This is a genomic window from Bradyrhizobium prioriisuperbiae (assembly GCF_032397745.1).
Classification (GTDB): Bacteria; Pseudomonadota; Alphaproteobacteria; order Rhizobiales; family Xanthobacteraceae; genus Bradyrhizobium_A; species Bradyrhizobium_A prioriisuperbiae.
Genome location: NZ_CP135921.1, coordinates 6,065,441 through 6,084,263, shown reverse-complemented (window position 1 = coordinate 6,084,263; position 18,823 = coordinate 6,065,441). Strand labels below are relative to the sequence as shown.

Below are 18,823 nucleotides of genomic sequence, written 5' to 3'. Positions count from 1 at the left end.
CATGCGGCGCAATGCACTGATCGATCTCACCGGCGCCGTGATCCTCGTCGCCATTCTCGCGCTGTTGCCGATGCTGGTGGCCAGCAATTATCTCACCGGCGTGCTGACGGTGTGCGCCATCTACGGCATCTGGGCGGCGAGCTGGGACTTCATGTCCGGCCTGACCGGCCGGGAGAATTTCGGCCATTCGCTGTTCATCGGCGCCGGCGCCTACACCGCCGGCTTCATGGGCACGACCTGGTTCACCGATCCCTGGTACAGCCTGCCGGCCGGCGTCGCGGTCGCTGTCATCTTCAGCATCATCGTCGGTTTCCCGACACTGCGGCTGCGGGGGCCCTACTTCGCGCTGGCGATGCTGTCCGCGTCCGCGATCCTGCAGCGGCTCTGCCTGATCTTCTGGGAGTACACCGGCGGCGAGGAAGGGCTTTATGGTCTCGATCCGCTGATCAAGAACCCGCTGCATTACTACTGGTTCGTCCTGGCCATCCTGGTGGTCACGGTCGCGATCCTCACAGCACTGGCGCACTCGCACTGGGGCTTGCTGCTGCGGGCGATCCGCGGCGACGAAGCCACCTGCCAGGCGGCTGGCATCAACGCGACCTTCTACAAGATCGCGTCGCTGGCGATCTCGGCTGCGTTTGCCGGCCTCGGCGGCGCGCTTTACGCGCACTACCAACTCCAGGTCAGTCCGCCGCTGTTCTCGGTGGTCGTGTCCATCACCGTGATCATCATGGTGTATGTCGGCGGTATCGGCTCGATCTACGGCGCCGCCGTCGGCGCCATCCTGCTGACCCTGCTCACCGAGATGTTGCGCGGCTTCGGCGAATACCGGCTCTGGATCTACACCCTCACCTTGATGCTGATCCTGTTCTTCCTGCCCAACGGGCTGATCGCGCCGGCGTGGCGGCGGCTGACGGAGCGCTGGCGATGAGTGCCCTTCTCGAAGTCGACGGCGTCTCCAAGCGCTTCGGCGGCCTCACCGCCGTGAAAAATGTCTCCTTCACCCTGCAGAAGGGCGAGCTGACGGGAATCCTCGGGCCCAACGGCGCCGGCAAGACCACCCTGTTCAATCTCTTGACCGGCTTCATCTCGTTCGACACCGGCAGCGTGATGTTCGAGGGCGAGAGGCTGCAGCGCCTCGCGCCCTACAAGATCGTCAATCGCGGCATCGCCCGCACCTTCCAGCTCACCCGTCCCTTTGTCGGCATGAACGTGCTGGAAAACGTTGTGGTCGCCTGTCTCTCGCCCCGCGCCCACGCCGACAAAGACAAGGAAGCCCGCGCACAGCAATTGCTGGAGCAAGTCGGCCTCGGCGGCAAAGGCCGCGAGCCGGTCGAGACACTGCCTTATGGCGATCTGCGGCGGCTGGAAATCGCACGCGCACTGGCAACGCGGCCGAAGCTGCTCCTGCTCGACGAGCCCTTCGCCGGCCTCGGCAGCAGCGAGATCGAGCCGCTGGCACAGTTGATCCGCAAGCTGCACCGCGAGGAGGACCTGACGATCCTGTTGATCGAGCACAAGCTGCGCGAGTTCATGGCGCTGGTGTCGCGGGTGATCGCGATGAATTTCGGCGAGATCATCGCCATCTCACCGCCGTCGGAGATCGTGCGCCATCCCCGGGTGATCGAGGCCTATATCGGACAGTCGGAGGACCACCGTGCCTCTGCTTGATATCCGAAACCTCAGCGTCAGTTATGGCAAGGCGCTGGCGATCGAAGACGTCTCGATCCATGTCGACAAGGGCGAACTGGTCGGCGTGCTCGGCCCGAACGGCGCCGGCAAGACCACGCTCCTGAAGGCGATCTCGCGCGCCATTCCCTCCAAGGGATCGCTGTCGTTCAAGGGCCAGGCGCTCGACGGTCTCGCGGCTTATCATGTGGTGGCGCGCGGCATCTGCCACTGCCCCGAGGGGCGCAAACTGTTTCCGGAACTGTCGGTGCTGAAAAACCTGCAGCTCGGCGCTTATCTCCGCAACAACAAGGCGGAGATCGAACAGGACCTGGAACGGGTGTTCGCGCTGTTCCCAGTGCTGCGGGAACGACAGACCCAGCAGTCCAGCACCCTGTCCGGCGGCGAACAGCAGATGGTGGCGATCGGCCGCGCCATGATGGGACGGCCTGAACTCTTGCTGCTCGACGAGCCCTCAGTGGGCATCGCGCCGCGACTGAAGAAACTGATCTTCGACGCGGTCGAGCAGATCCGCCGCGACGGCACCGCGATCCTGATCGTGGAGCAGGATGCAACCTCGACGCTGCGGATCACCGACCGGGTCTATGTGCTGGAGCACGGCCGCACGGTGCGCGAGGGCAAGGCCGCTGAACTCGCGGATGATGAGTATATCCGCCAGATCTATCTGGGGATCTGACGCATGAGCCAGGGCACAGCCCGCCGGCAGCAGGAGCCACCGGACCTGCGGATGTCGAACCATACATGCCCCGGACGCGCGACAAGGCTGAGTGTGTTGCGCCCGGGACTCTTGAGGTTTCAATTATTCAGGTCACATCGGTGGACAGCGAAACGCTTTTCCATGCGTCGAATTCGGCCTGCAGCGATTTGATTTTTTCTTCGACCATCCGCACGGCGTCGCTTCCGAGCAGCAGGTGCGCCGGTGGATTGTCCGACAGGGCGACTTTCAGCATCGCCTGTGCGGCTTTCGTGGGGTCGCCGACCTGCCGGCCGCTCATTTCCATGCGGCGCTTGCGGACTGGCTCCATGACAGCATCGTAGTCCCCGATCGATCGTCCCGCTCGCACCATCGATCGTCCGGCCCAGTCGGTCCGGAAGCCACCTGGCTCGACCGCGGTGACCTTGATGCCAAGGTCTTTGACTTCCTTGCCAAGAGATTCGGATATCCCTTCCAGCGCGAACTTGCTGCCGTGGTAATAGCTGAGGCCCGGCAGCGTGATGATTCCGCCCATCGACGTGATGTTGAGGATATGCCCGGCACGTCGCTTGCGCATGGAGGGCAACACCGCCTGGATCATCGCAACGGCGCCGAACACGTTGACCTCGAACTGGCGCCGCAGATCGTCGATCGACGATTCTTCCAGAATGCCCTCGTGGCCATAGCCGGCATTGTTCACCAGAACGTCGATCGCGCCGATCCTGGTCTCGATGCCGGCAACCGCGGGCGCGATCGCTGCGGTGTTGGTGACGTCGAGGATCACCGCATGCGCGCTTCGGCCCAGCGCCTCGAATGTTGTCTTGTCGGCGTCGTTACGCACGGTGCCGGCGACGATGTGGCCATCGTTCACCGCGGCCTCCGCCAATGCCCGGCCGAAACCGCTGGAAACGCCTGTGATGAGGAATGTCTTTGCCATGGGGATGCCTTTGGAATGCCTGTTCGATCCTGATCGTCGGCTCGATATAGGGCACCTTGATTGATGCAATAATACGCATAAAATGGCATGACCTGATGCAGGATATCGCACAATGTTACAGACCGGTCTTTTCGAACTGAATGCCGTCGCCACGATTTCCGCGCATCGCAGTTTTCGTGCCGCGGCGGCAGAACTCGGCATTTCGCCGTCCGCCCTCAGCCACGCCATCGCCGGGCTGGAAAAACGGCTTGGGGTCCGCCTCATCAATCGCACCACCCGCAGCGTGGCGTTGTCGGAAGCGGGAGAGCGCTTTCTCGCCCGGGTGCGTCCTGCACTGAGCGAGATCGCCGGGGCGATGGAAGACGTGAACGCGTTTCGCGACACGCCCGCCGGCACGCTTCGCATCAATCTGAAGGAACGCGCCGCGCATCAGATCCTGCGCCCTGTGGTCGCGAAATTTCTTCGGCGCTATCCCGACATGAATGTCGAACTGGTGTTGGAAGGCCGTCCTATCGATATTGTCGCGGAAGGTTTCGATGCCGGCGTTCGCCTGGCTGAATCCGTTCCGCTGGACATGATCGCGATCCCCTGCGGCCCGGATTCCCGTTTTATCGTGGTGGGAGCGCCGGCCTATTTCGCGCGCGCATCGATGCCGCTGACACCTGCGGATTTGCTGTCACACGAATGCATTCGCAGACGCATGCCCGGCGGCAAACTCTACCGCTGGGAATTTGAAAAGCGGGGCGAAGAGATCACCATGGATGTCCCGGGCAGGCTCACGCTCGACAACGACGGCTTGATGATCGAAGCCGCGCTCGAAGGCCTGGGGCTGGCGTTTCTCAGCGACTTCTGGGTGGCGGATCATCTCGCCGCCGGACACCTGCAAGCCGTCCTGGAAGACTGGACGCCGCCATTCCCGGGGCTGCGTCTTTATTACCCCGGTCACCGGCATATGACGGCCGGGCTTCGCGCTTTCATCGCGTTGATGCGGGAAGAAGCGAAGTCAGCCAGCAGGGGCAAACGTGCCGCCGCTCCCGTGCCTGCGCGATCGTCAGATCGTCGCAGGCACGTCTGAGTTGCCGCTTCAGAAAATCTCCAAGCGGCTGGGTGACGCCCGCTGTCAGACCGCCACCTTGCGATGGAAGATCGGTCCGCCGCGCGTCAGCCGCTCAGCGGCTTCGATGATGGCGTTGGTGTCGATGCCGTAGTGCGCATAGAGATCGTCGATGGTGCCGGTCTGGCCGAAGTGGTCGACGCCGAGCGCCTCCACGCGATGACCGTGCACGCCGCCGAGCCAGGCCAGCGTCGCCGGGTGGCCGTCGATCACCGAGACGATGCCGCAATGGCGCGGCAGCGGCGCAAGCAGCCGTTCGATATGGCTCATGCTGGTCAGCGCGCCCTCGCGCTGGCGCCGGCGTGAAGCGGTCCAGCCGCTGTAGAGCCGGTCGGCCGAGGTAATCGCCAGCAGCCCGATGTCGCGGCGGCCATCGCCGAGCAGTCCGGTCGCTTCGATGGCCTCCGGCGCAATCGTGCCGGTATAGGCGATCACCAGCTCGGCGTTAGGACCTGGCTTGCGCATCCAGTAGGCACCGTCAGTGATGTTGGCTTCCAGCTCCGGCGTGAGCTGGCGCTGCGGCTGGTCGATGGTGCGGGTCGACAGCCGCAGATACACCGAGCCGCCACCCTCCTGCCCCGGCTGCGTCGAGTCTGACACGTCCTTCTGGGCGTCCTTCTGCATGTGCTGGAACCCCCAGCGCATGATCGCGGCCAACTCATCGACAAAGGCGGGCTCGAACGACGACAGCCCATCTTGCGCCATGCCGATCAAAGGCGTGGCGATCGACTGATGCGCGCCGCCTTCCGGCGCCAGCGAAATGCCCGACGGCGTCGCCGCGACCATGAAGCGCGCGTCCTGGTAACAGGCATAGTTCAGCGCATCGAGGCCGCGCTCGATGAAGGGATCGTACAGCGTGCCGACCGGCAACAGGCGCGCGCCATTGATGGAATGAGACAGGCCGAGCGCGGACAGCAGGATGAACAGGTTCATCTCCGCGATGCCGAGCTCGATGTGCTGTCCCTTCGGCGAGAAGTCCCAGGTGAAGGTCGACGGGATCTTTTCCTTGCGGAATTCGTCAGCCTGCTCGGCGCGGGCAAACAAGCCGCGCCGGTTCACCCAGCCGCCGAGATTGGTGGAGACTGTAACGTCAGGCGATGTGGTGACGATGCGTTCCGCCAGCTCCGTATCGGTGCGCGCCAGTTCGCTCAGCACCAGGCCAAAGCCCTGCTGGGTCGACATTCGCGCGGCCGGCTTGAACGGCAGGCGATCTGGCACCGGGATCTGCGGCGCCTGCAGCCGCCGGCGTCCCTCGCGCGCGAATGGCACGTTGGACAGGAATTCCTCGAGCACGGCTGGGGGCAAGTCCAGCCCCTCGAACTTGTCCCACTCGTGCCCCGGACGAATCTTTTGGGTGGCGCGCCAGGCTTCCATCTGATTGACGGTCATCAGGCCGGCGTGGTTGTCCTTGTGGCCCTGGAACGGCAGTCCGATGCCCTTGATGGTGTAGGCGATGAAGCAGACCGGACGGTCGTGATCGATCGCCTCGAAGGCGTCGATCAGCGTTTCCACGTCATGGCCGCCGAGGTTCGACATCAGCGCCAGCAATTCCGCGTCAGACCGCTTCTCGATCAGCCGCGTCACCGGCCCCTGATCGCCGATGTCGTCCAAAAGGTGCTTGCGGAACGCCGCGCCGCCCTGGAACGACAGCGCCGCATACATCTGGTTGGGGCACCCATCGATCCATTTGCGCAGGGCTTCGCCGCCGGGCTCGGCGAACGCCTGGCGCATCAGCTTGCCGTACTTGATGATGACGACGTCCCAACCGAAATTGCGGAACATCACCTCGAATTTTTCCCACAGGCCTTCGCGCACCACCGCGTCCAGGCTCTGGCGGTTGTAGTCGACCACCCACCAGGTGTTGCGCAGGCCCTGCTTCCAGCCTTCGGCCAGCGCCTCGAAGATGTTGCCCTCGTCCATCTCGGCATCGCCGACCAGCGCGATCATGCGGCCTTCGGGCCGGTCCTTCATCCAGCCGTGGGCGGTGACGTAGGACTGCACCAGCGAGGAAAAGAGTGTCTGCGCCACGCCGAGCCCGACCGAGCCGGTGGAGAAATCGACATCGTCGGTGTCCTTGGTACGCGACGGATAGGACTGCGCGCCCTTCAGGCCGCGAAAGTTCTCGAGTTTGTCGCGGGTCTGCTGCCCCAGCAGATACTGGATGGCATGAAACACCGGGCTTGCGTGCGGCTTCACAGCGACGCGATCCTCCGGCTTGAGCACGGAGAAATACAGCGCCGACATGATCGCGGCGAGCGAGGCCGACGAGGCCTGGTGGCCGCCGACTTTCAAGCCGTCGACATTGGGACGGATGTGGTTGGCGTTGTGGATGGTCCACGACGAGAGCCACAGCGCCTTGCGGGTCAGGGCAGAAAGGATCTCGATACGGGACGGCGCGTTCGACATGACATCACCCGGGACTCAGATTGGATGAGCACGAGCCTAATCATAATGTGATCCAGTTCGTTCCCAAAGACACTCGCCAGCCGGCACATTATTGGTATAAATTACCAATAATGATGCAAAATCAGGCGATTTATCCCAATGACCGACCTCGATCCGATAGACCGCAAGATCCTCGCCGTGCTGCAGGCGGACAGCCGTGTGACCATGCAGGAGCTGGCAGATCAGGTCGGCCTGTCGATCTCGCCCTGCCATCGCCGGGTCAAGCTGCTGGAAGAACGCGGCGTCATCACCGGCTATATCGCCACCGTCGACCAGAAGTCGCTGGGGCTGCATGTCAGCGTCTTCATCTCGATCAAGCTGGCGCGACAGAAGGAAGAGGACCTCGATCGTTTCGCCAAGGCGATCTCGCGCTGGGAAGAAGTGCTCGAGTGTTATCTGATGACGGGGAACCGCGACTATCTCCTGCGCGTCGTCGCCGCCGACCTCGCCTCCTATGAAACATTCCTGAAGACCAAACTGACGCGGCTCGATGGAATCGCTTCTATTGAATCGAGTTTCGCGCTGAGCCAGGTGAAATACTCGATCGCGCTGCCGGTGCGCTGACGCACACGCAGCGATCGAACGACTCGCATCTGCGAATTGTCGCACCGCGCGCTCACAACTTTATCTCAATCAATGAGATCATCGCGAACAACTTGCGGGAACCGGAAGAATCAGAGCTACTGCTGCAACCTGCAATACATGCACATCCTATACATCAACCAGATCTTCGAGGGCTGCTCTGATGTCGGTTGAAAGCGCAACTGCTCGCGTCATCGTCGTGGGCAACGAAAAGGGTGGATCGGGCAAGTCCACTGTCGCGATGAACATTGCCATTGCGCTGCTCAAGTCGCAGCAACGTGTTGCAACAATCGATCTCGATTTCAGGCAACGCAGCTTCACCCACTACATCGAGAACAGACGGGCCTGGGCCAAGCGGATCGCGCGCGACCTGGAAACGCCGGATCATTTTTGTTTCGGCAGCGTCGCCTATCCCACTGCCGAGGACGAGGCGGCCGGATGCAAGACCCTGTCGGACACTGTCGCCGAACTCGCGCGCTTGTACGACGCCATTGTCATCGACACGCCCGGTCACGACAGCTATCTGGCGCGACTGGCGCATTCCCTGGCCGACACCCTGATCACGCCGCTGAACGACAGCTTCGTCGACTTCGACGTGCTCGGCACCGTCGACCCCGAGAGTTTCGGCGTCACCGGCACCAGCCGCTATTCCGAGATGGTCGAAGAGGCGCGCCGCCAGCGACAGCTTCTTCATGAGGCTGCCACCGACTGGATCGTGCTGCGCAACCGCCTCTCGATGTTGGCGTCGCGCAACAAGCGCCTGGTCGGAGAGGGACTGCAAGAACTCTCGCAAATGAATAATTTCCGCTGCGTCGACGGCTTGGCGAAACGGGTGATCTTCCGCGAGTTCTTTCCACGCGGCCTGACGGCTGTCGATGACCTCGACGAAGTCACGCTGGGGACTCGCCCCACGCTGTCGCACGTGAGTGCGCGGCTTGAGATGCAGAACCTGCTCAATACGATGGGGTTCGGCGACGTGACGGCCAGTACTGGGGTGGTTGCTCGGGACGCAGCCTGAGAACATTGGGTCCTGCTTCACGCGGGACCCAATGATTCATGAACTCACTATCCCGGGTTGCGCGCCGCCGCCTCGACGCGAGCATTGAGATCGCGTGAGCGCTCACTGAGCTCTTTCACAGCACGGGCCGCATCACGGCCAACGAACTGGCCGCCGCTCTTGATCAGCTCGCCCTCGACCATCACGGTATCGACATTGGCCGGGCTTGATTGCAGCACTACGGTGCCAACGGGATCGTTGAGCGGCGCGGTGCCGAGCGCATCGGCGCGCACCAGAATGATATCGGCGCGCTTGCCCGGCGTCAGCGAGCCGATTTCCCGCTCGAGCCCCAGCATCCGAGCACCATCGATGGTGGAGGCTTCCAGCGCCTGACGAGCGGTCAGCGTCACTTTGGGCAGCGGCGTCTTGGCGGCAGCAGCCGCAAGATTATCGGCCAGGCGCTGCGCCGAGATCGCCGCGCGCATTTGGGCAAACATGTCGCCGCCGACGCCGGTCACGACATCGACGCCAATCGCCGGACGGTGTCCGGCTTTGACGGCCCGCCCCATCACCGGTTGGCCATGGCCCATCATCATCTCGACCTCTGGCGTGGTCGCGATCTTGGCGCCCTTGTCGGCAGTGATCTTGTACTCGTCCTCGTCGAGATCGTTGGCATGGACCAGGATGGCCCCCGGCCCGATCAGCCCCTTCTCCGCCAGTTGGGCGACACCGCGCCGGGTGCGCGCCGAATAGAGCAGCACACCGACGTGGAACTGGTGCAGCAGGCCGAGATCGCGCGCGGCGCGGAAATCATCTTCGGATTCATTCATCGGCGAGGAATCCGGCCCACGCAATGCCAATGCAAGGCGAACACGACCGCTGTCAGACGACAGCGGACCGTTGCGCAGGCGTTTGACGTCGTCCCAAATCGCCGCACCGCCCTGGGCGGGGCCGGTGACGCCATACCCGAAAAAGGCCCGAATACCCGAGCGCTTCATGGCATCGACAATGGCATCGGCATGCGCCGGCGTCTGCGCTTCGCGGCACCAGTCGAACAATGTCGTGGTGCCGGCGGATAACTGCTCCAGCGCGCCGGCATAGTCGCTGGCGGCGAGATCCTCCGGCTTGATGTGACGGGTATACTTGAAGACGATCTGCTTGAAATACTGATCGAGCGTGGCATCGCCGGCCAGCCCGCGCAGGATCGCCTGCGCGAGATGGATGTGGCTGTTGACGAAGCCCGGCGACGCAATGCAGCCGGTGCCGTCGATCACCTGGGCATCCGCGGCCTCGATGTTCGGCTTGATGTCGGCGATGCGGCCGTCGCGCACCAGCACGTCGCCGCGCGGCAACGTACCGATGGCATCGTCCAGTGTCAGGACGGTGGCGCCGCGGATCAGGATCGGGCGGCCCGCAGCAGGCGCGGTTTGCGCCTGGGCCGGCAGTTGCGCTGAGAGCAAAGGCAAGGCTGCGCCCGCCAGCACACTGCGGCGATCGATCGTCAGGATGGACATGTTTCCCCCAAATGTTTTTTGTTATGGAGCTTGAAATCTTAGCCGCGCTGCATCCCCCAGCGCCGGACCGTCCTGGCTTCAATGGCACGGAAAATCACGCCTTCGACAAACAGGCCAACCGCCATCACGGTCAACAGTCCGGCGAACACGGCAGCGGTATCGAGCGTGTTGCGATTCTCAAAGATGTACCAGCCGAGCCCACCCTGCCCCGATGACACACCGAACACGAGCTCGGCCGCGATCAGGGTGCGCCAGGCGAACGCCCAGCCGATCTTGAGGCCGGCCAGGATGGCGGGAAATGCCGCCGGCACCAGAATCTTCAGCACAAGACGAAGACCCGACAGGCCGAAGGTGCGCCCGGCCATGCGCTGGGTTTCCGACACCGACAGAAAGCCGCTGTGCATGTTGAGTGCCACCGCCCACAGCACCGAATGAATGATGACAAAGATCAGCGAGGAACGTCCCAGGCCAAACCACAACAGCGCCAGCGGCAGCAGCGCGATCGCCGGCAGCGGGTTGAACATCGCCGTCAGCGTCGACAACAGATCCGTGCCGACCCGCGTTGTCACCGCAAGGCTGGTGAACAGCGCGGCGATCACCAGCCCGATCGCATACCCCGCGACGAGCGTCTGCAGGGTCACGAACAGCCGCTGCGGGATCACACCCGAGGCGATGCCGCTTTTCAGCGCATCAATCGTGTCGAGGAAGGTCGGAAACGTCAGCGGCGAATTCAGCCAGCGGCCATACAATTCCCAGACAATGGCAAGTCCGATCAGGATCAGCCCGCGCCGGACCGCGACATTGTTGGCCAGCCGCTCCAGCAGCGACAGTGGCTTCTCGACATCGCCAAGGCCGACCGGAGCTGACACCGCGTATTCGTGCTCGGTGCGGATCGGCGGGGTCAGTTTCAAAGTCATCTCGCTCATGATCGCCTCCCTCACTGCCCGACGGTCTTGTCTTCGAACAGCATCGCGGCGATCCGCCGCGTCAGCATCTGGAATTCCGCGCCATCCTGGTGCGCAACGCCGAGATGATGGCAATTCAGCTCCGCCCGCACCTGCCCCGGATGCGGCGACAGCACCACCACCCGCGAACCGACAATGACCGCTTCCTCGATCGAGTGGGTCACGAACACCAGGGTGAAGCGGATATCGTCCCAGAGCTGCAGCAGCTCTTCCTGCATTTTTCGCCGCGTCAGCGCATCGAGCGCGGCATACGGCTCGTCCATCAGCAGCACATCCGGCTTCATCGCCATTGCACGGGCAATGGCGACGCGCTGCTTCATGCCACCGGACAGCATGTGTGGAAACACGTCGGTGAACTTGGTCAGGTTGACCTTGGCGATGGCGTCGCGGGCGCGCGCATCCGCCTCGGCCCTTGAGACACCGTTCTCGCGCATCGGAAATGCGACATTGTCCAACACGCTCTTCCAGGGAAACAGCTGGTCGAATTCCTGGAACACCATCATGCGGTCCGGTCCGGGCCCCGTGACCGGCTTGCCCTTCAGTTTGATCGACCCCGCCACCGGCTTGTGGAAGCCGGCGATCGACTTCAGCAAAGTCGACTTGCCGCAGCCCGACGGGCCGAGCAGCACCAACCTGTCACCGGCATAGATATCGAAGCCGACGCGATAGGTCGCCGTCACCAGATGCTCCGGCGTCTTGTACTGCAGGGTGACGCCATCGACGGCGAGAACCGGCGCCCCGACGGCTGATATCGTGGCGTCGGCCGGCTCGGCGGGGGTCAGTCGTTGGGCCATCTGCATTGCTTCCTCCGATACGGCAGGTTCGTCACGACATGGCGCCGCCCGTTGCACCGGGCGTGCCCATACCGGTCAGTTGCTCGCGGTCTGCTGGACCGGCCCGATAAAGACGTCCTTGAAATTCGCCGGCACGGTCTTGATCAGCTTCTGCCGCGCCATGAAATCCGCCGTCTGCTTCACGCCGTAGACGGCGACGCCGAAGTCATCCGGGTTGGCTTTCAAGAGCGCCGCCACCTTGGCCTGGTCGAACAGTTTTGACGGCTCGGCCTTGAGATACAGTTCCGCGGCCTTATCGGGCTCGTTGCGGATCAGGTCGCTCGCCTCCGTCAGCGCCTTGACCACGACCTCGATCATTTTCGGATTGGCGTCGAGATAACGCTTGGTCGCACCGACGATCAGAAACGACGATCGCCCGCCAAAGGCTTCCTCAGTCGAGGTGATGGCGTGGGCCTTGCCGCTTTCCAAGGCGATCTGGGCGAACGGCGGCGGGGCGAAATAAGCCTTCACCTCGGTGCCGCCGGACAGCATGGCATTGAGCGATTCCGGATGTGGCAGCGCCACCACCTGCGGCTTCAGCTTGTCTTCCTGGCCCGGACCGAAGATCTTTTCCGACACCATCTGCAGCGCATACATCTGCGGCGACACCAGCGCCGGCATCGCGATCTTGTCGGTCGGCGCAAGATCAGAGATTTTCTTGACCTCCGGCTTGTTGGTCACGAGGATGAGCGGGCTGGAATTAACCCCCGCGATACCGAAGATCTGCTGCGGCGTGTTGCGCGCCTTGTCCCAGGCGAACAGCATGGCGGCAACCCCGTAGGTGCCGAGGTCAACCGATCCGGACAGCACCGCATCCTGCATCGCCGACGAGCCGGAAATCCGCTGATACTCCGTCTTGACGTCAAGGCCGGCGGCCTTGGCATGCTTCTCGATCAGGTTCATGTCGCGCAGGATGAAGGTCGGCAGAAAGCCGATCCCGAATCCGATCCCGATCTTGACCGGGGTCTGCGCCAGAGCTGATGTCGCTGATGACGCGATCATCGCTATGATCAGAGCGGCGGGCAGCAGTCGTTTCAAAACTTTCGTGGGCATTGTTTCCTCCGTGATGGCCTTCATTTGCCTGCCGCTGCCAGAGGCATCGACAACAGGACAATGACCGGCTTGTTGGTTTTGTTTTTGAGCGCCCGCGCCTCGTTGGGTGCGATGCGACAGGAATCAAACTGTGACAGCGTGATTTCGCCGTCAGGGGTTTCGATGGTCAGTTCTCCCTCAACGACGAAATAGATCTTCTCGATCGGTGATGCGTCAAGCGAGGTGTGGCCGCCCGGCAGGATCTGCGACATGCCCAGCCACAGCGTATCTGACGGACCGGCCTCGCGCCCCTGCAGGCGCAGGCAGCGCATGTCATGATGTTCAGGTGGAAAGTAGGCCAGCGCCTGGGCGAACCGCGTCACATGCATGGCCTACCCCACCGGTCTGAGAACGATACGATCGCGCGCCGAACCGGTCACCGCCGCATACGCCTGTTTGGCGTCCTGCAGGGAATAGATCGCGCTATCGGCGATCGGAAACGGCTTGAGATGACCGCTGGCAAAGCCCGCGACGGCTTCCCGCAGGATCTCGCCGCTCGCGATCGACGAGAACGCCAGCGTGTCCACACCGAAGTAAGTGTGACGTCCGCGGTAGAACTCCAGGATATTGAAGTTCACGGTCTTGTCGACGGTGGCAATCAGGATCTGCCGACCCGCCAGAGCCAGCGCCTTGTTGGCCGCCTGAAAATACGCCTCGCCACCGACGGTATTGAAAATGATATCGACGCCCTTGCCGGCGGTCATCTCGCGCGCCCGCGGCGCGATCTCCGTGGTCGCGGAGTTGATCAATTCGATGGGCCCATTGGCGTGCCCCTGGTACGGCTCGTCCTTGCGCACGACCCCGATCACCCGCGCGCCATGCCAGGTGGCGAGCTGCGCCGCCGCCTGGCCGACCTTGCCGTTGACTCCCATGATCAGGACGGTTTCGCCGGGCTTGGGCTGACTGGTGCGACGAAAGCCTTCGATCGCGGTGACGAAGGGAACGCCGATGCCGGCGGCCTCCTCCATCGAAATCGACGCAGGCTTCTCGACCAGCGCTGCCGCCTCGACCACAAGGTGGGTGGCGTGGGTTCCGTCGCGGCGGATGCCGAGGTCACCGGACGAGCCAAACACCTCGCGCCCGATCCACTCAGCGGGACCATCGACGACCATGCCGGCGAAGTCACGTCCCGGCGTACGCGGAAACACCGCGTAAGGCATCAGTCCAGTGGCCGCCTTGACGTCCGACGGATTGACGGCAGCCGCCTTCACTTCGACCAGCATATCGTCGAGCCCGCGGACCAGCTGGTGCCGCTCGACGACGGGCGCGACGGAGGCGGCATCGGCTGCCTTGGCGGTCAGGCGCAGGCATGTGGCCTCGACGGCAACGGCCGTTGCGTTCGTCCTGGCGCTTGCAACTGTCATCGTCCCCTCCTCAGGCGCCGCAGGCATCAGCCAGCCGCGCCGGCAGGCCGATGATCTCGCGCGCCTCGCGCGGGGTTGCGATCTGGCCGCCGAGATCTTCCACCATGCGGCGCGCCTTTTCCACCATCACGGCATTGGATGGCGCGAGTTCGCCACGCGACAAATAGACCGCATCCTCCAGGCCGACGCGAACATGGCCCCCGGCCAGATAAGATTGCGCTACGGATGTGAACGCGGAGCGGCCGATGCCGATGGCGGTGAATTGCGCATCCGACGGCAGCAGGTTGCGTGCGTAAAGCACGGTCTCCGGCGACGGCTGGAAGCCATACCGCACGCCCATCACGAACGAGCACAGCACCGGGCCCTGCAGCGAGCCGTCCTTGAGCAAATCGAGCATCAGCGCGATGTCGCCGGAATCGAACAGCTCCACCTCCGGCTTGACGCCGGCTTCCCGCATCACCTTGGCCATCCGCCGCACGTTGCCGGGCGTGTTGATCACCACTTCCTTGCCGGAGTTCATGGTGTTGAGGTCGATGGTGCAGATTTCCGGCTTCAGCGCCGCGATGTGTTCGACCCGCTTTTCCGGATTCATCAAGGTGGTGCCGGGGCCGGCGATGCGCGGCTCATCCGGCGACGGCACGAAACGGCCGCCCGGGCCGGTGGTGATGTTCAGGATCAGCTGGGTGTTCCTGGCACGAATGCGCTCGACCACGTCGCGATAATAACCGAGCTCCATGGACGGCTTGCCCGTCTCCGGATCGCGCACATGGATGTGGACGACCGCGGCGCCCGCCTCGGCGGCGCCAAGACAGGCGTCGGCGATCTGCTCCGGCGTGATCGGCAGATGCGGGGTCTGGTCCGGCGTGGTCAGGTTGCCGGTGACGGCACAGGTGATGAAAACCTTGTCGCGGGGATCGCGCATGTCGAAGTCCTCTATATAAAATTTAGAGTCTGGTTCCGATGCAACCAGGAAGGCCCTAGAGAATCCGGCCGCCGTCGACGAGAATCGTCGAGCCGGTCGAGTAAGCGAGATGAGTTGCGCAGGCGACGATGGCCGCGCCCACATCGTCCGGGGTTGCAACCCGCTTCAAGGGGATCGAGGCAGCCGCCTTGGCATTGAATTCGGCCCCGCGTCCCGGCACAAAATTGGTATCCACCGCACCTGGCGAGACGCCGAGCACCCGCACCTCAGGGGCCAGTACCCGCGCCAGCGACTTGGTCATCACGTCGATGCCGGCCTTGGTCGCGCCATAGACGATCGACGATCCACTGCCGCTGATGCCGGCGATCGACGACACCGAGACGATCAGGCCATCGCCGGAGGCCTTGAGCAGCGGCACGAAGGTCCTGATAGCAGCGAACTGGCCGCGCCAATTCACCTGGAACATGCGGTCGATGAAATCGTCGTTCAGCCCCTCGAGGTCGGCATGCGGCACCGCCTTGGTAAAGCCGGCTGAGTTTACCAGCACGTCCAGCCGCCCGTATTGCGTGGTAATGGCGTCGCGCAAGGCAATCAGTGTCGAGGTTGTCGCGACATCGGCGGGCAACGCCGCATGTCCCTTGCCCGGCAATCCGTCGATCAGCGCCTTCGCCGCAAGCGCCTTGTCGGCCCCGTCGCGATGGGTGATGACGACGCGCGCGCCGATCTCGGCAAACTGGCGCGCACTGGCGGCACCGATGCCGCCCGCGCCGCCGATGATCAGAACGACTTTATCTTTCAAAGAAACCGGATACGGCATGACCACTCACTTGATGGGAGGAATCGGAAGCTTGGCCTCGCCAGCTTCCATCACAAAGGTGTATTCGAGGGTATACCATGGTGCTGTGACGCCGGCGGCCGGCGGCGTGCCGCTGTCGTGGCGCTGATAGTTGCCGACCAGATGACGGGTGACACCGAATACCGCATCGGTTTCGAGATATTTGTCTTCGTCGACAAATATCTGGGTGATGAGCGTCTTGAAGCCCTGCTTGAAACCGAGGAAGTGAATGTGCGCAGGGCGATATGGATGGCGATTTTGCGCGCGCAGCATATCGCCAACCGGGCCATCGGTCGGGACCGGATAGCCCGCCGGTCTGACCGAGCGAAAACCGAAGCGCCCCTGCGCGTCCGTCATGAACTTGCCGCGCAAATTCATGTCGGCCTGGGTGTCGTCCTGGTTTTCGTAAAGACCAACCGGCGAGGACTGCCAGACATCCACTTCGACCCCTTCGATCGGCGCGCCCTTGGCGTCCTTGATCTGGCAGGACACGAACAGCTCCGCCCCGGGCGTCGGCGAGCGGACGATCGAACCACCCGCTTCCGTCCGTGGCGAGTTCATGCGCCAGAACGGACCGAGCAGCGCCGCCGCAGTCTCGGTCGCACCATAGTTGCCATTGTTCATCAGGCAGACCAGGGTGGAGAAGCCGACGGCATCGGCGAACAGGATGCCTTCGTTGTGATGATCGTTGGTGGCCTGGCCGATCCGATTAAGAAAATCGATGCCGATGTCGTATTCCGCCTCGGTCAGCTTCACCTCGCGGGCGAAGGCATGCATGTGGCGAACGAAGGCTTCGCCGATTTCGCGCACCCGCACGTTCGACGCCTGCGCCATTGCGGCAATCACCGTCGGGGTGACGTCGTCGACCCCGTCAATGATCCGCCCCTGGAATTCCTTGGTCTCGCGCGCCGCCAATGATGTGGACATCGCAGCCTCCTTGTTATTGCAATCGTTTGCAGCAATAATGCAATCGATTGCAGTTTGTCAAGGGGTTCGACATAATGCGTCCGCTTCATTTGAATGGCGAAACATGATGACCCGGGCCAGCCCGCCCACCCTGAAACAGATCGCGGAAGCCACGGGGGTGCACACCTCGACGGTCTCGCGCGCGCTCGACCCGCAGAAGCGCCATCTGGTAGCCGGGGATGTTGCTGAAAAAATCATCAGCCTGGCGCAGTCGCTCGGATATCAGCCGAACCGGCTGGCGGCGAGCCTGCGCACCGGACGCTCGCAACTGATCGGCGTCATCCTTCCCGATATCGCCAATCCGGTGTTCGCACCGATCCTTGGCGGCATCGCCGAAGCGCTGGCCGCCGAAGGCTACTCCCCAATCGTGGCCGACGCCGGCAACGACGCGTCACAGCAGATCGCGTTCATCGACAATCTCATCAACCAGCGGGTCGATGGCCTGGTGCTCGCCACCGTGTCACGCGACGACGACGTGGTCAGCTATTGTCTCGACCGCGGCGTTCCCGTCGTCCTGGTCAATCGTTTCGAATTCCGCGACCGCGTCTCGTCGGTGGTGTCCGACGATGAAAAGGGCATCCGGCTTGCGGTCGATCATCTGGTGAGCCGCGGACATCGGGTCATCGGCCACCTCTCCGGCCCGATGACCACCTCCACCGGCGCGCTGCGACGGGACGGCTTCAACAAGGCGATGGCCCAGCACGGGCTGTCCGGTCATATCGAGGAGGCCGAGCGTTATTCGCGCGAGGCCGGCATTGCCCCCGCGACCAAGCTCATCTCATCAATTCCGGGACTGACCGGGATCGTCGCCGCCAATGACCTGCTCGCGCTGGGCACGCTGGATGCGATCGGCCAGCTCGGCCTCAACTGCCCAAAGGATATTTCGATCGTCGGTCACAACGACATGCCGCTGGTCGACCTGGTGTCGCCACCACTGACCACGGTGCGCATCGGGCATCGCGACATGGGCCGCGACGCGGCAAAGCTGCTGCTGAAGGAAATTGAAACCCGGGCGCATGCGGTTCAGCACATTATTCTCGAGCCGGAGCTGATCGTCCGCCGGTCGACGAGATCCCTGCCCTGACTTCAAATCGCATCGTGCGACAAGACGGCCTCTAACCGGAGTTGGGCCTTGAACAAACGTATCAAAAATGGTACATTTGGAGAAGATGCCGCTGAAACAGCTGCCTGCCTTCTTTTATGCCTTGCCATCCGGCCGTGAGCCGGTGCGCGAATGGCTCAAGGAGTTGCCAGAGAACGATCGCAGGACCGTCGGCGAAGACATCAAGGATGTCGAGTTCGCCTGGCCGATAGGTATGCCGCTATGCCGCCCGTTGAGACGTGGGTTGTGGGAGGTGCGCAGCACCCTGACACAAGGTCGCATCGCACGGGTGCTGTTCTGCGAACACGACGGCAAGATGGTGCTGCTGCATGCCTTCATCAAGAAGACGCAAAAAACACCGGACGCAGATTTAGAATTGGCTATGAAGCGAAAAAAGGGCATCACATGACCAAGCCTGCAAAGAAAAAGGTCGCCGGGAAAATTGGCTCGTCCTTCGACGACTTCCTGAAGCAGGAGGGGATCTATGAGGGCGTCACCGCACGCGCCATCAAGCGCGTCCTTGTCCGGCAACTCGATGAGCTGATGAAGCGAGAGGATATTTCGAAGACGGAACTGGCCAACCGCATGCAAACCAGCCGCGCTCAACTCGACCGTCTCCTCGATCCGGAGAACGAGTCTGTCACACTCGGCACTTTGACGCGCGCCGCCCAAGCGGTTGGGCGCCAGCTGCGTATGGAGTTGGTGTGAGCCCCGCCGCCGTTTAAACCGCGATATCAAGCCAACTGCCTGATCGAGGGTGCCGGGACAAGCC

The 18,823-nt window shown here is 62.9% G+C and carries 20 protein-coding genes; 9 read left to right on the top strand and 11 right to left on the bottom strand.

Features of this window, described 5'->3' with window-relative positions:
• Position 1: 1 nt before the first annotated feature.
• Genes RS897_RS28885 through RS897_RS28875 form a run of 3 tightly spaced genes read left to right on the top strand, consistent with a single transcriptional unit; the run spans position 2 to position 2,365 of the window.
• A complete protein-coding gene (locus RS897_RS28885; RefSeq protein WP_315832110.1) occupies positions 2-931 on the top strand; it encodes a branched-chain amino acid ABC transporter permease in 930 nt (309 codons plus the stop codon).
• Positions 928-1,671, top strand: coding sequence for an ABC transporter ATP-binding protein (locus RS897_RS28880; RefSeq protein WP_315832109.1), 744 nt, complete (start codon positions 928-930; stop codon positions 1,669-1,671). Before RS897_RS28885 ends, RS897_RS28880 begins: the two co-directional genes overlap by 4 nt.
• Positions 1,664-2,365 (top strand): ABC transporter ATP-binding protein, encoded by a 702-nt coding sequence (locus tag RS897_RS28875; protein WP_315838775.1) that lies wholly within the window; start codon positions 1,664-1,666, stop codon positions 2,363-2,365. Before RS897_RS28880 ends, RS897_RS28875 begins: the two co-directional genes overlap by 8 nt.
• 127 nt (positions 2,366-2,492) lie before the next feature.
• Here the strand turns inward: RS897_RS28875 and RS897_RS28870 are convergent, their stop codons facing one another.
• The gene (locus tag RS897_RS28870; protein ID WP_315832108.1) at positions 2,493-3,320 is read right to left on the bottom strand and encodes an oxidoreductase; all 828 of its coding nucleotides are present in this window, start codon (positions 3,318-3,320) and stop codon (positions 2,493-2,495) included.
• A gap of 112 nt (positions 3,321-3,432) precedes the next feature.
• Here RS897_RS28870 and RS897_RS28865 point away from each other — a divergent pair, with 112 nt between their 5' ends.
• Positions 3,433-4,395 (top strand): LysR family transcriptional regulator, encoded by a 963-nt coding sequence (locus tag RS897_RS28865; protein ID WP_315832107.1) that lies wholly within the window; start codon positions 3,433-3,435, stop codon positions 4,393-4,395.
• Positions 4,396-4,440: 45 nt separating this feature from the next.
• Here RS897_RS28865 and RS897_RS28860 read toward each other — a convergent pair whose 3' ends face one another.
• Positions 4,441-6,840: a transketolase gene (locus RS897_RS28860; protein ID WP_315832106.1), complete on the bottom strand. Its 2,400-nt coding sequence runs from the start codon at positions 6,838-6,840 to the stop codon at positions 4,441-4,443.
• Positions 6,841-6,978: 138 nt separating this feature from the next.
• Between RS897_RS28860 and RS897_RS28855 the strand changes: the two genes are divergently transcribed.
• Entirely contained in the window at positions 6,979-7,443 is a 465-nt protein-coding gene (locus RS897_RS28855; protein WP_315832105.1) for an Lrp/AsnC family transcriptional regulator, read from the top strand.
• A gap of 181 nt (positions 7,444-7,624) precedes the next feature.
• Positions 7,625-8,479 carry a division plane positioning ATPase MipZ gene (locus RS897_RS28850; protein WP_315832104.1) on the top strand — a complete coding sequence of 285 codons (855 nt, stop codon included), beginning with the start codon at positions 7,625-7,627 and terminating at the stop codon, positions 8,477-8,479.
• Between the two features lie 47 nt (positions 8,480-8,526).
• Here RS897_RS28850 and RS897_RS28845 read toward each other — a convergent pair whose 3' ends face one another.
• The 9 genes from RS897_RS28845 to RS897_RS28805 form a co-directional block, all read right to left on the bottom strand.
• Positions 8,527-9,972: an amidohydrolase family protein gene (locus RS897_RS28845; RefSeq protein ID WP_315832103.1), complete on the bottom strand. Its 1,446-nt coding sequence runs from the start codon at positions 9,970-9,972 to the stop codon at positions 8,527-8,529.
• Between the two features lie 38 nt (positions 9,973-10,010).
• Positions 10,011-10,898 carry an ABC transporter permease gene (locus RS897_RS28840; protein WP_315832102.1) on the bottom strand — a complete coding sequence of 296 codons (888 nt, stop codon included), beginning with the start codon at positions 10,896-10,898 and terminating at the stop codon, positions 10,011-10,013.
• Between the two features lie 11 nt (positions 10,899-10,909).
• Positions 10,910-11,731: an ABC transporter ATP-binding protein gene (locus tag RS897_RS28835; RefSeq protein ID WP_315832101.1), complete on the bottom strand. Its 822-nt coding sequence runs from the start codon at positions 11,729-11,731 to the stop codon at positions 10,910-10,912.
• A 75-nt stretch (positions 11,732-11,806) separates the two neighbouring features.
• Entirely contained in the window at positions 11,807-12,823 is a 1,017-nt protein-coding gene (locus tag RS897_RS28830; protein WP_315832100.1) for an ABC transporter substrate-binding protein, read from the bottom strand.
• Positions 12,824-12,843: 20 nt separating this feature from the next.
• Positions 12,844-13,191 (bottom strand): cupin domain-containing protein, encoded by a 348-nt coding sequence (locus RS897_RS28825; RefSeq protein ID WP_315832099.1) that lies wholly within the window; start codon positions 13,189-13,191, stop codon positions 12,844-12,846.
• Positions 13,192-13,194: 3 nt separating this feature from the next.
• Complete coding sequence (locus RS897_RS28820; RefSeq protein WP_315832098.1) at positions 13,195-14,226, bottom strand: quinone oxidoreductase family protein; 1,032 nt, start codon at positions 14,224-14,226, stop codon at positions 13,195-13,197.
• Between the two features lie 10 nt (positions 14,227-14,236).
• Positions 14,237-15,148, bottom strand: a complete 912-nt coding sequence (locus tag RS897_RS28815) for a beta-keto acid cleavage family enzyme (protein ID WP_315832097.1) — start codon at positions 15,146-15,148, stop codon at positions 14,237-14,239.
• 55 nt (positions 15,149-15,203) lie between these two features.
• The gene (locus RS897_RS28810; protein WP_315832096.1) at positions 15,204-15,965 is read right to left on the bottom strand and encodes an SDR family NAD(P)-dependent oxidoreductase; all 762 of its coding nucleotides are present in this window, start codon (positions 15,963-15,965) and stop codon (positions 15,204-15,206) included.
• Between the two features lie 6 nt (positions 15,966-15,971).
• Positions 15,972-16,910 (bottom strand): dioxygenase family protein, encoded by a 939-nt coding sequence (locus RS897_RS28805; protein WP_407654321.1) that lies wholly within the window; start codon positions 16,908-16,910, stop codon positions 15,972-15,974.
• A 106-nt stretch (positions 16,911-17,016) separates the two neighbouring features.
• Between RS897_RS28805 and RS897_RS28800 the strand changes: the two genes are divergently transcribed.
• The 3 genes from RS897_RS28800 (at position 17,017) to RS897_RS28790 (ending at position 18,759) form a co-directional block, all read left to right on the top strand.
• Complete coding sequence (locus RS897_RS28800; RefSeq protein ID WP_315832095.1) at positions 17,017-18,033, top strand: LacI family DNA-binding transcriptional regulator; 1,017 nt, start codon at positions 17,017-17,019, stop codon at positions 18,031-18,033.
• A gap of 85 nt (positions 18,034-18,118) precedes the next feature.
• Entirely contained in the window at positions 18,119-18,460 is a 342-nt protein-coding gene (locus RS897_RS28795; RefSeq protein WP_315832094.1) for a type II toxin-antitoxin system RelE/ParE family toxin, read from the top strand.
• The gene (locus RS897_RS28790) at positions 18,457-18,759 is read left to right on the top strand and encodes a helix-turn-helix domain-containing protein (protein WP_315832093.1); all 303 of its coding nucleotides are present in this window, start codon (positions 18,457-18,459) and stop codon (positions 18,757-18,759) included. The genes RS897_RS28795 and RS897_RS28790 overlap by 4 nt, the downstream gene beginning before the upstream one ends.
• Positions 18,760-18,823: the final 64 nt, after the last annotated feature.

What these genes read in the sequence shown, in the direction of transcription:
- RS897_RS28885 (WP_315832110.1), top strand. Translation starts at nt 2, where the DNA reads ATGCGGCGCAATGCACTGATCGATCTCACCGGCGCCGTGATCCTCGTC.
- RS897_RS28880 (WP_315832109.1), top strand. Translation starts at nt 928, where the DNA reads ATGAGTGCCCTTCTCGAAGTCGACGGCGTCTCCAAGCGCTTCGGCGGC.
- RS897_RS28870 (WP_315832108.1), bottom strand. Translation starts at nt 3,320, where the DNA reads ATGGCAAAGACATTCCTCATCACAGGCGTTTCCAGCGGTTTCGGCCGG.
- RS897_RS28865 (WP_315832107.1), top strand. Translation starts at nt 3,433, where the DNA reads ATGTTACAGACCGGTCTTTTCGAACTGAATGCCGTCGCCACGATTTCC.
- RS897_RS28860 (WP_315832106.1), bottom strand. Translation starts at nt 6,840, where the DNA reads ATGTCGAACGCGCCGTCCCGTATCGAGATCCTTTCTGCCCTGACCCGC.
- RS897_RS28855 (WP_315832105.1), top strand. Translation starts at nt 6,979, where the DNA reads ATGACCGACCTCGATCCGATAGACCGCAAGATCCTCGCCGTGCTGCAG.
- RS897_RS28850 (WP_315832104.1), top strand. Translation starts at nt 7,625, where the DNA reads ATGTCGGTTGAAAGCGCAACTGCTCGCGTCATCGTCGTGGGCAACGAA.
- RS897_RS28845 (WP_315832103.1), bottom strand. Translation starts at nt 9,972, where the DNA reads ATGTCCATCCTGACGATCGATCGCCGCAGTGTGCTGGCGGGCGCAGCC.
- RS897_RS28840 (WP_315832102.1), bottom strand. Translation starts at nt 10,898, where the DNA reads ATGAGCGAGATGACTTTGAAACTGACCCCGCCGATCCGCACCGAGCAC.
- RS897_RS28835 (WP_315832101.1), bottom strand. Translation starts at nt 11,731, where the DNA reads ATGGCCCAACGACTGACCCCCGCCGAGCCGGCCGACGCCACGATATCA.
- RS897_RS28830 (WP_315832100.1), bottom strand. Translation starts at nt 12,823, where the DNA reads ATGCCCACGAAAGTTTTGAAACGACTGCTGCCCGCCGCTCTGATCATA.
- RS897_RS28825 (WP_315832099.1), bottom strand. Translation starts at nt 13,191, where the DNA reads ATGCATGTGACGCGGTTCGCCCAGGCGCTGGCCTACTTTCCACCTGAA.
- RS897_RS28820 (WP_315832098.1), bottom strand. Translation starts at nt 14,226, where the DNA reads ATGACAGTTGCAAGCGCCAGGACGAACGCAACGGCCGTTGCCGTCGAG.
- RS897_RS28815 (WP_315832097.1), bottom strand. Translation starts at nt 15,148, where the DNA reads ATGCGCGATCCCCGCGACAAGGTTTTCATCACCTGTGCCGTCACCGGC.
- RS897_RS28810 (WP_315832096.1), bottom strand. Translation starts at nt 15,965, where the DNA reads ATGCCGTATCCGGTTTCTTTGAAAGATAAAGTCGTTCTGATCATCGGC.
- RS897_RS28805 (WP_407654321.1), bottom strand. Translation starts at nt 16,910, where the DNA reads ATGTCCACATCATTGGCGGCGCGCGAGACCAAGGAATTCCAGGGGCGG.
- RS897_RS28800 (WP_315832095.1), top strand. Translation starts at nt 17,017, where the DNA reads ATGACCCGGGCCAGCCCGCCCACCCTGAAACAGATCGCGGAAGCCACG.
- RS897_RS28795 (WP_315832094.1), top strand. Translation starts at nt 18,119, where the DNA reads ATGCCGCTGAAACAGCTGCCTGCCTTCTTTTATGCCTTGCCATCCGGC.
- RS897_RS28790 (WP_315832093.1), top strand. Translation starts at nt 18,457, where the DNA reads ATGACCAAGCCTGCAAAGAAAAAGGTCGCCGGGAAAATTGGCTCGTCC.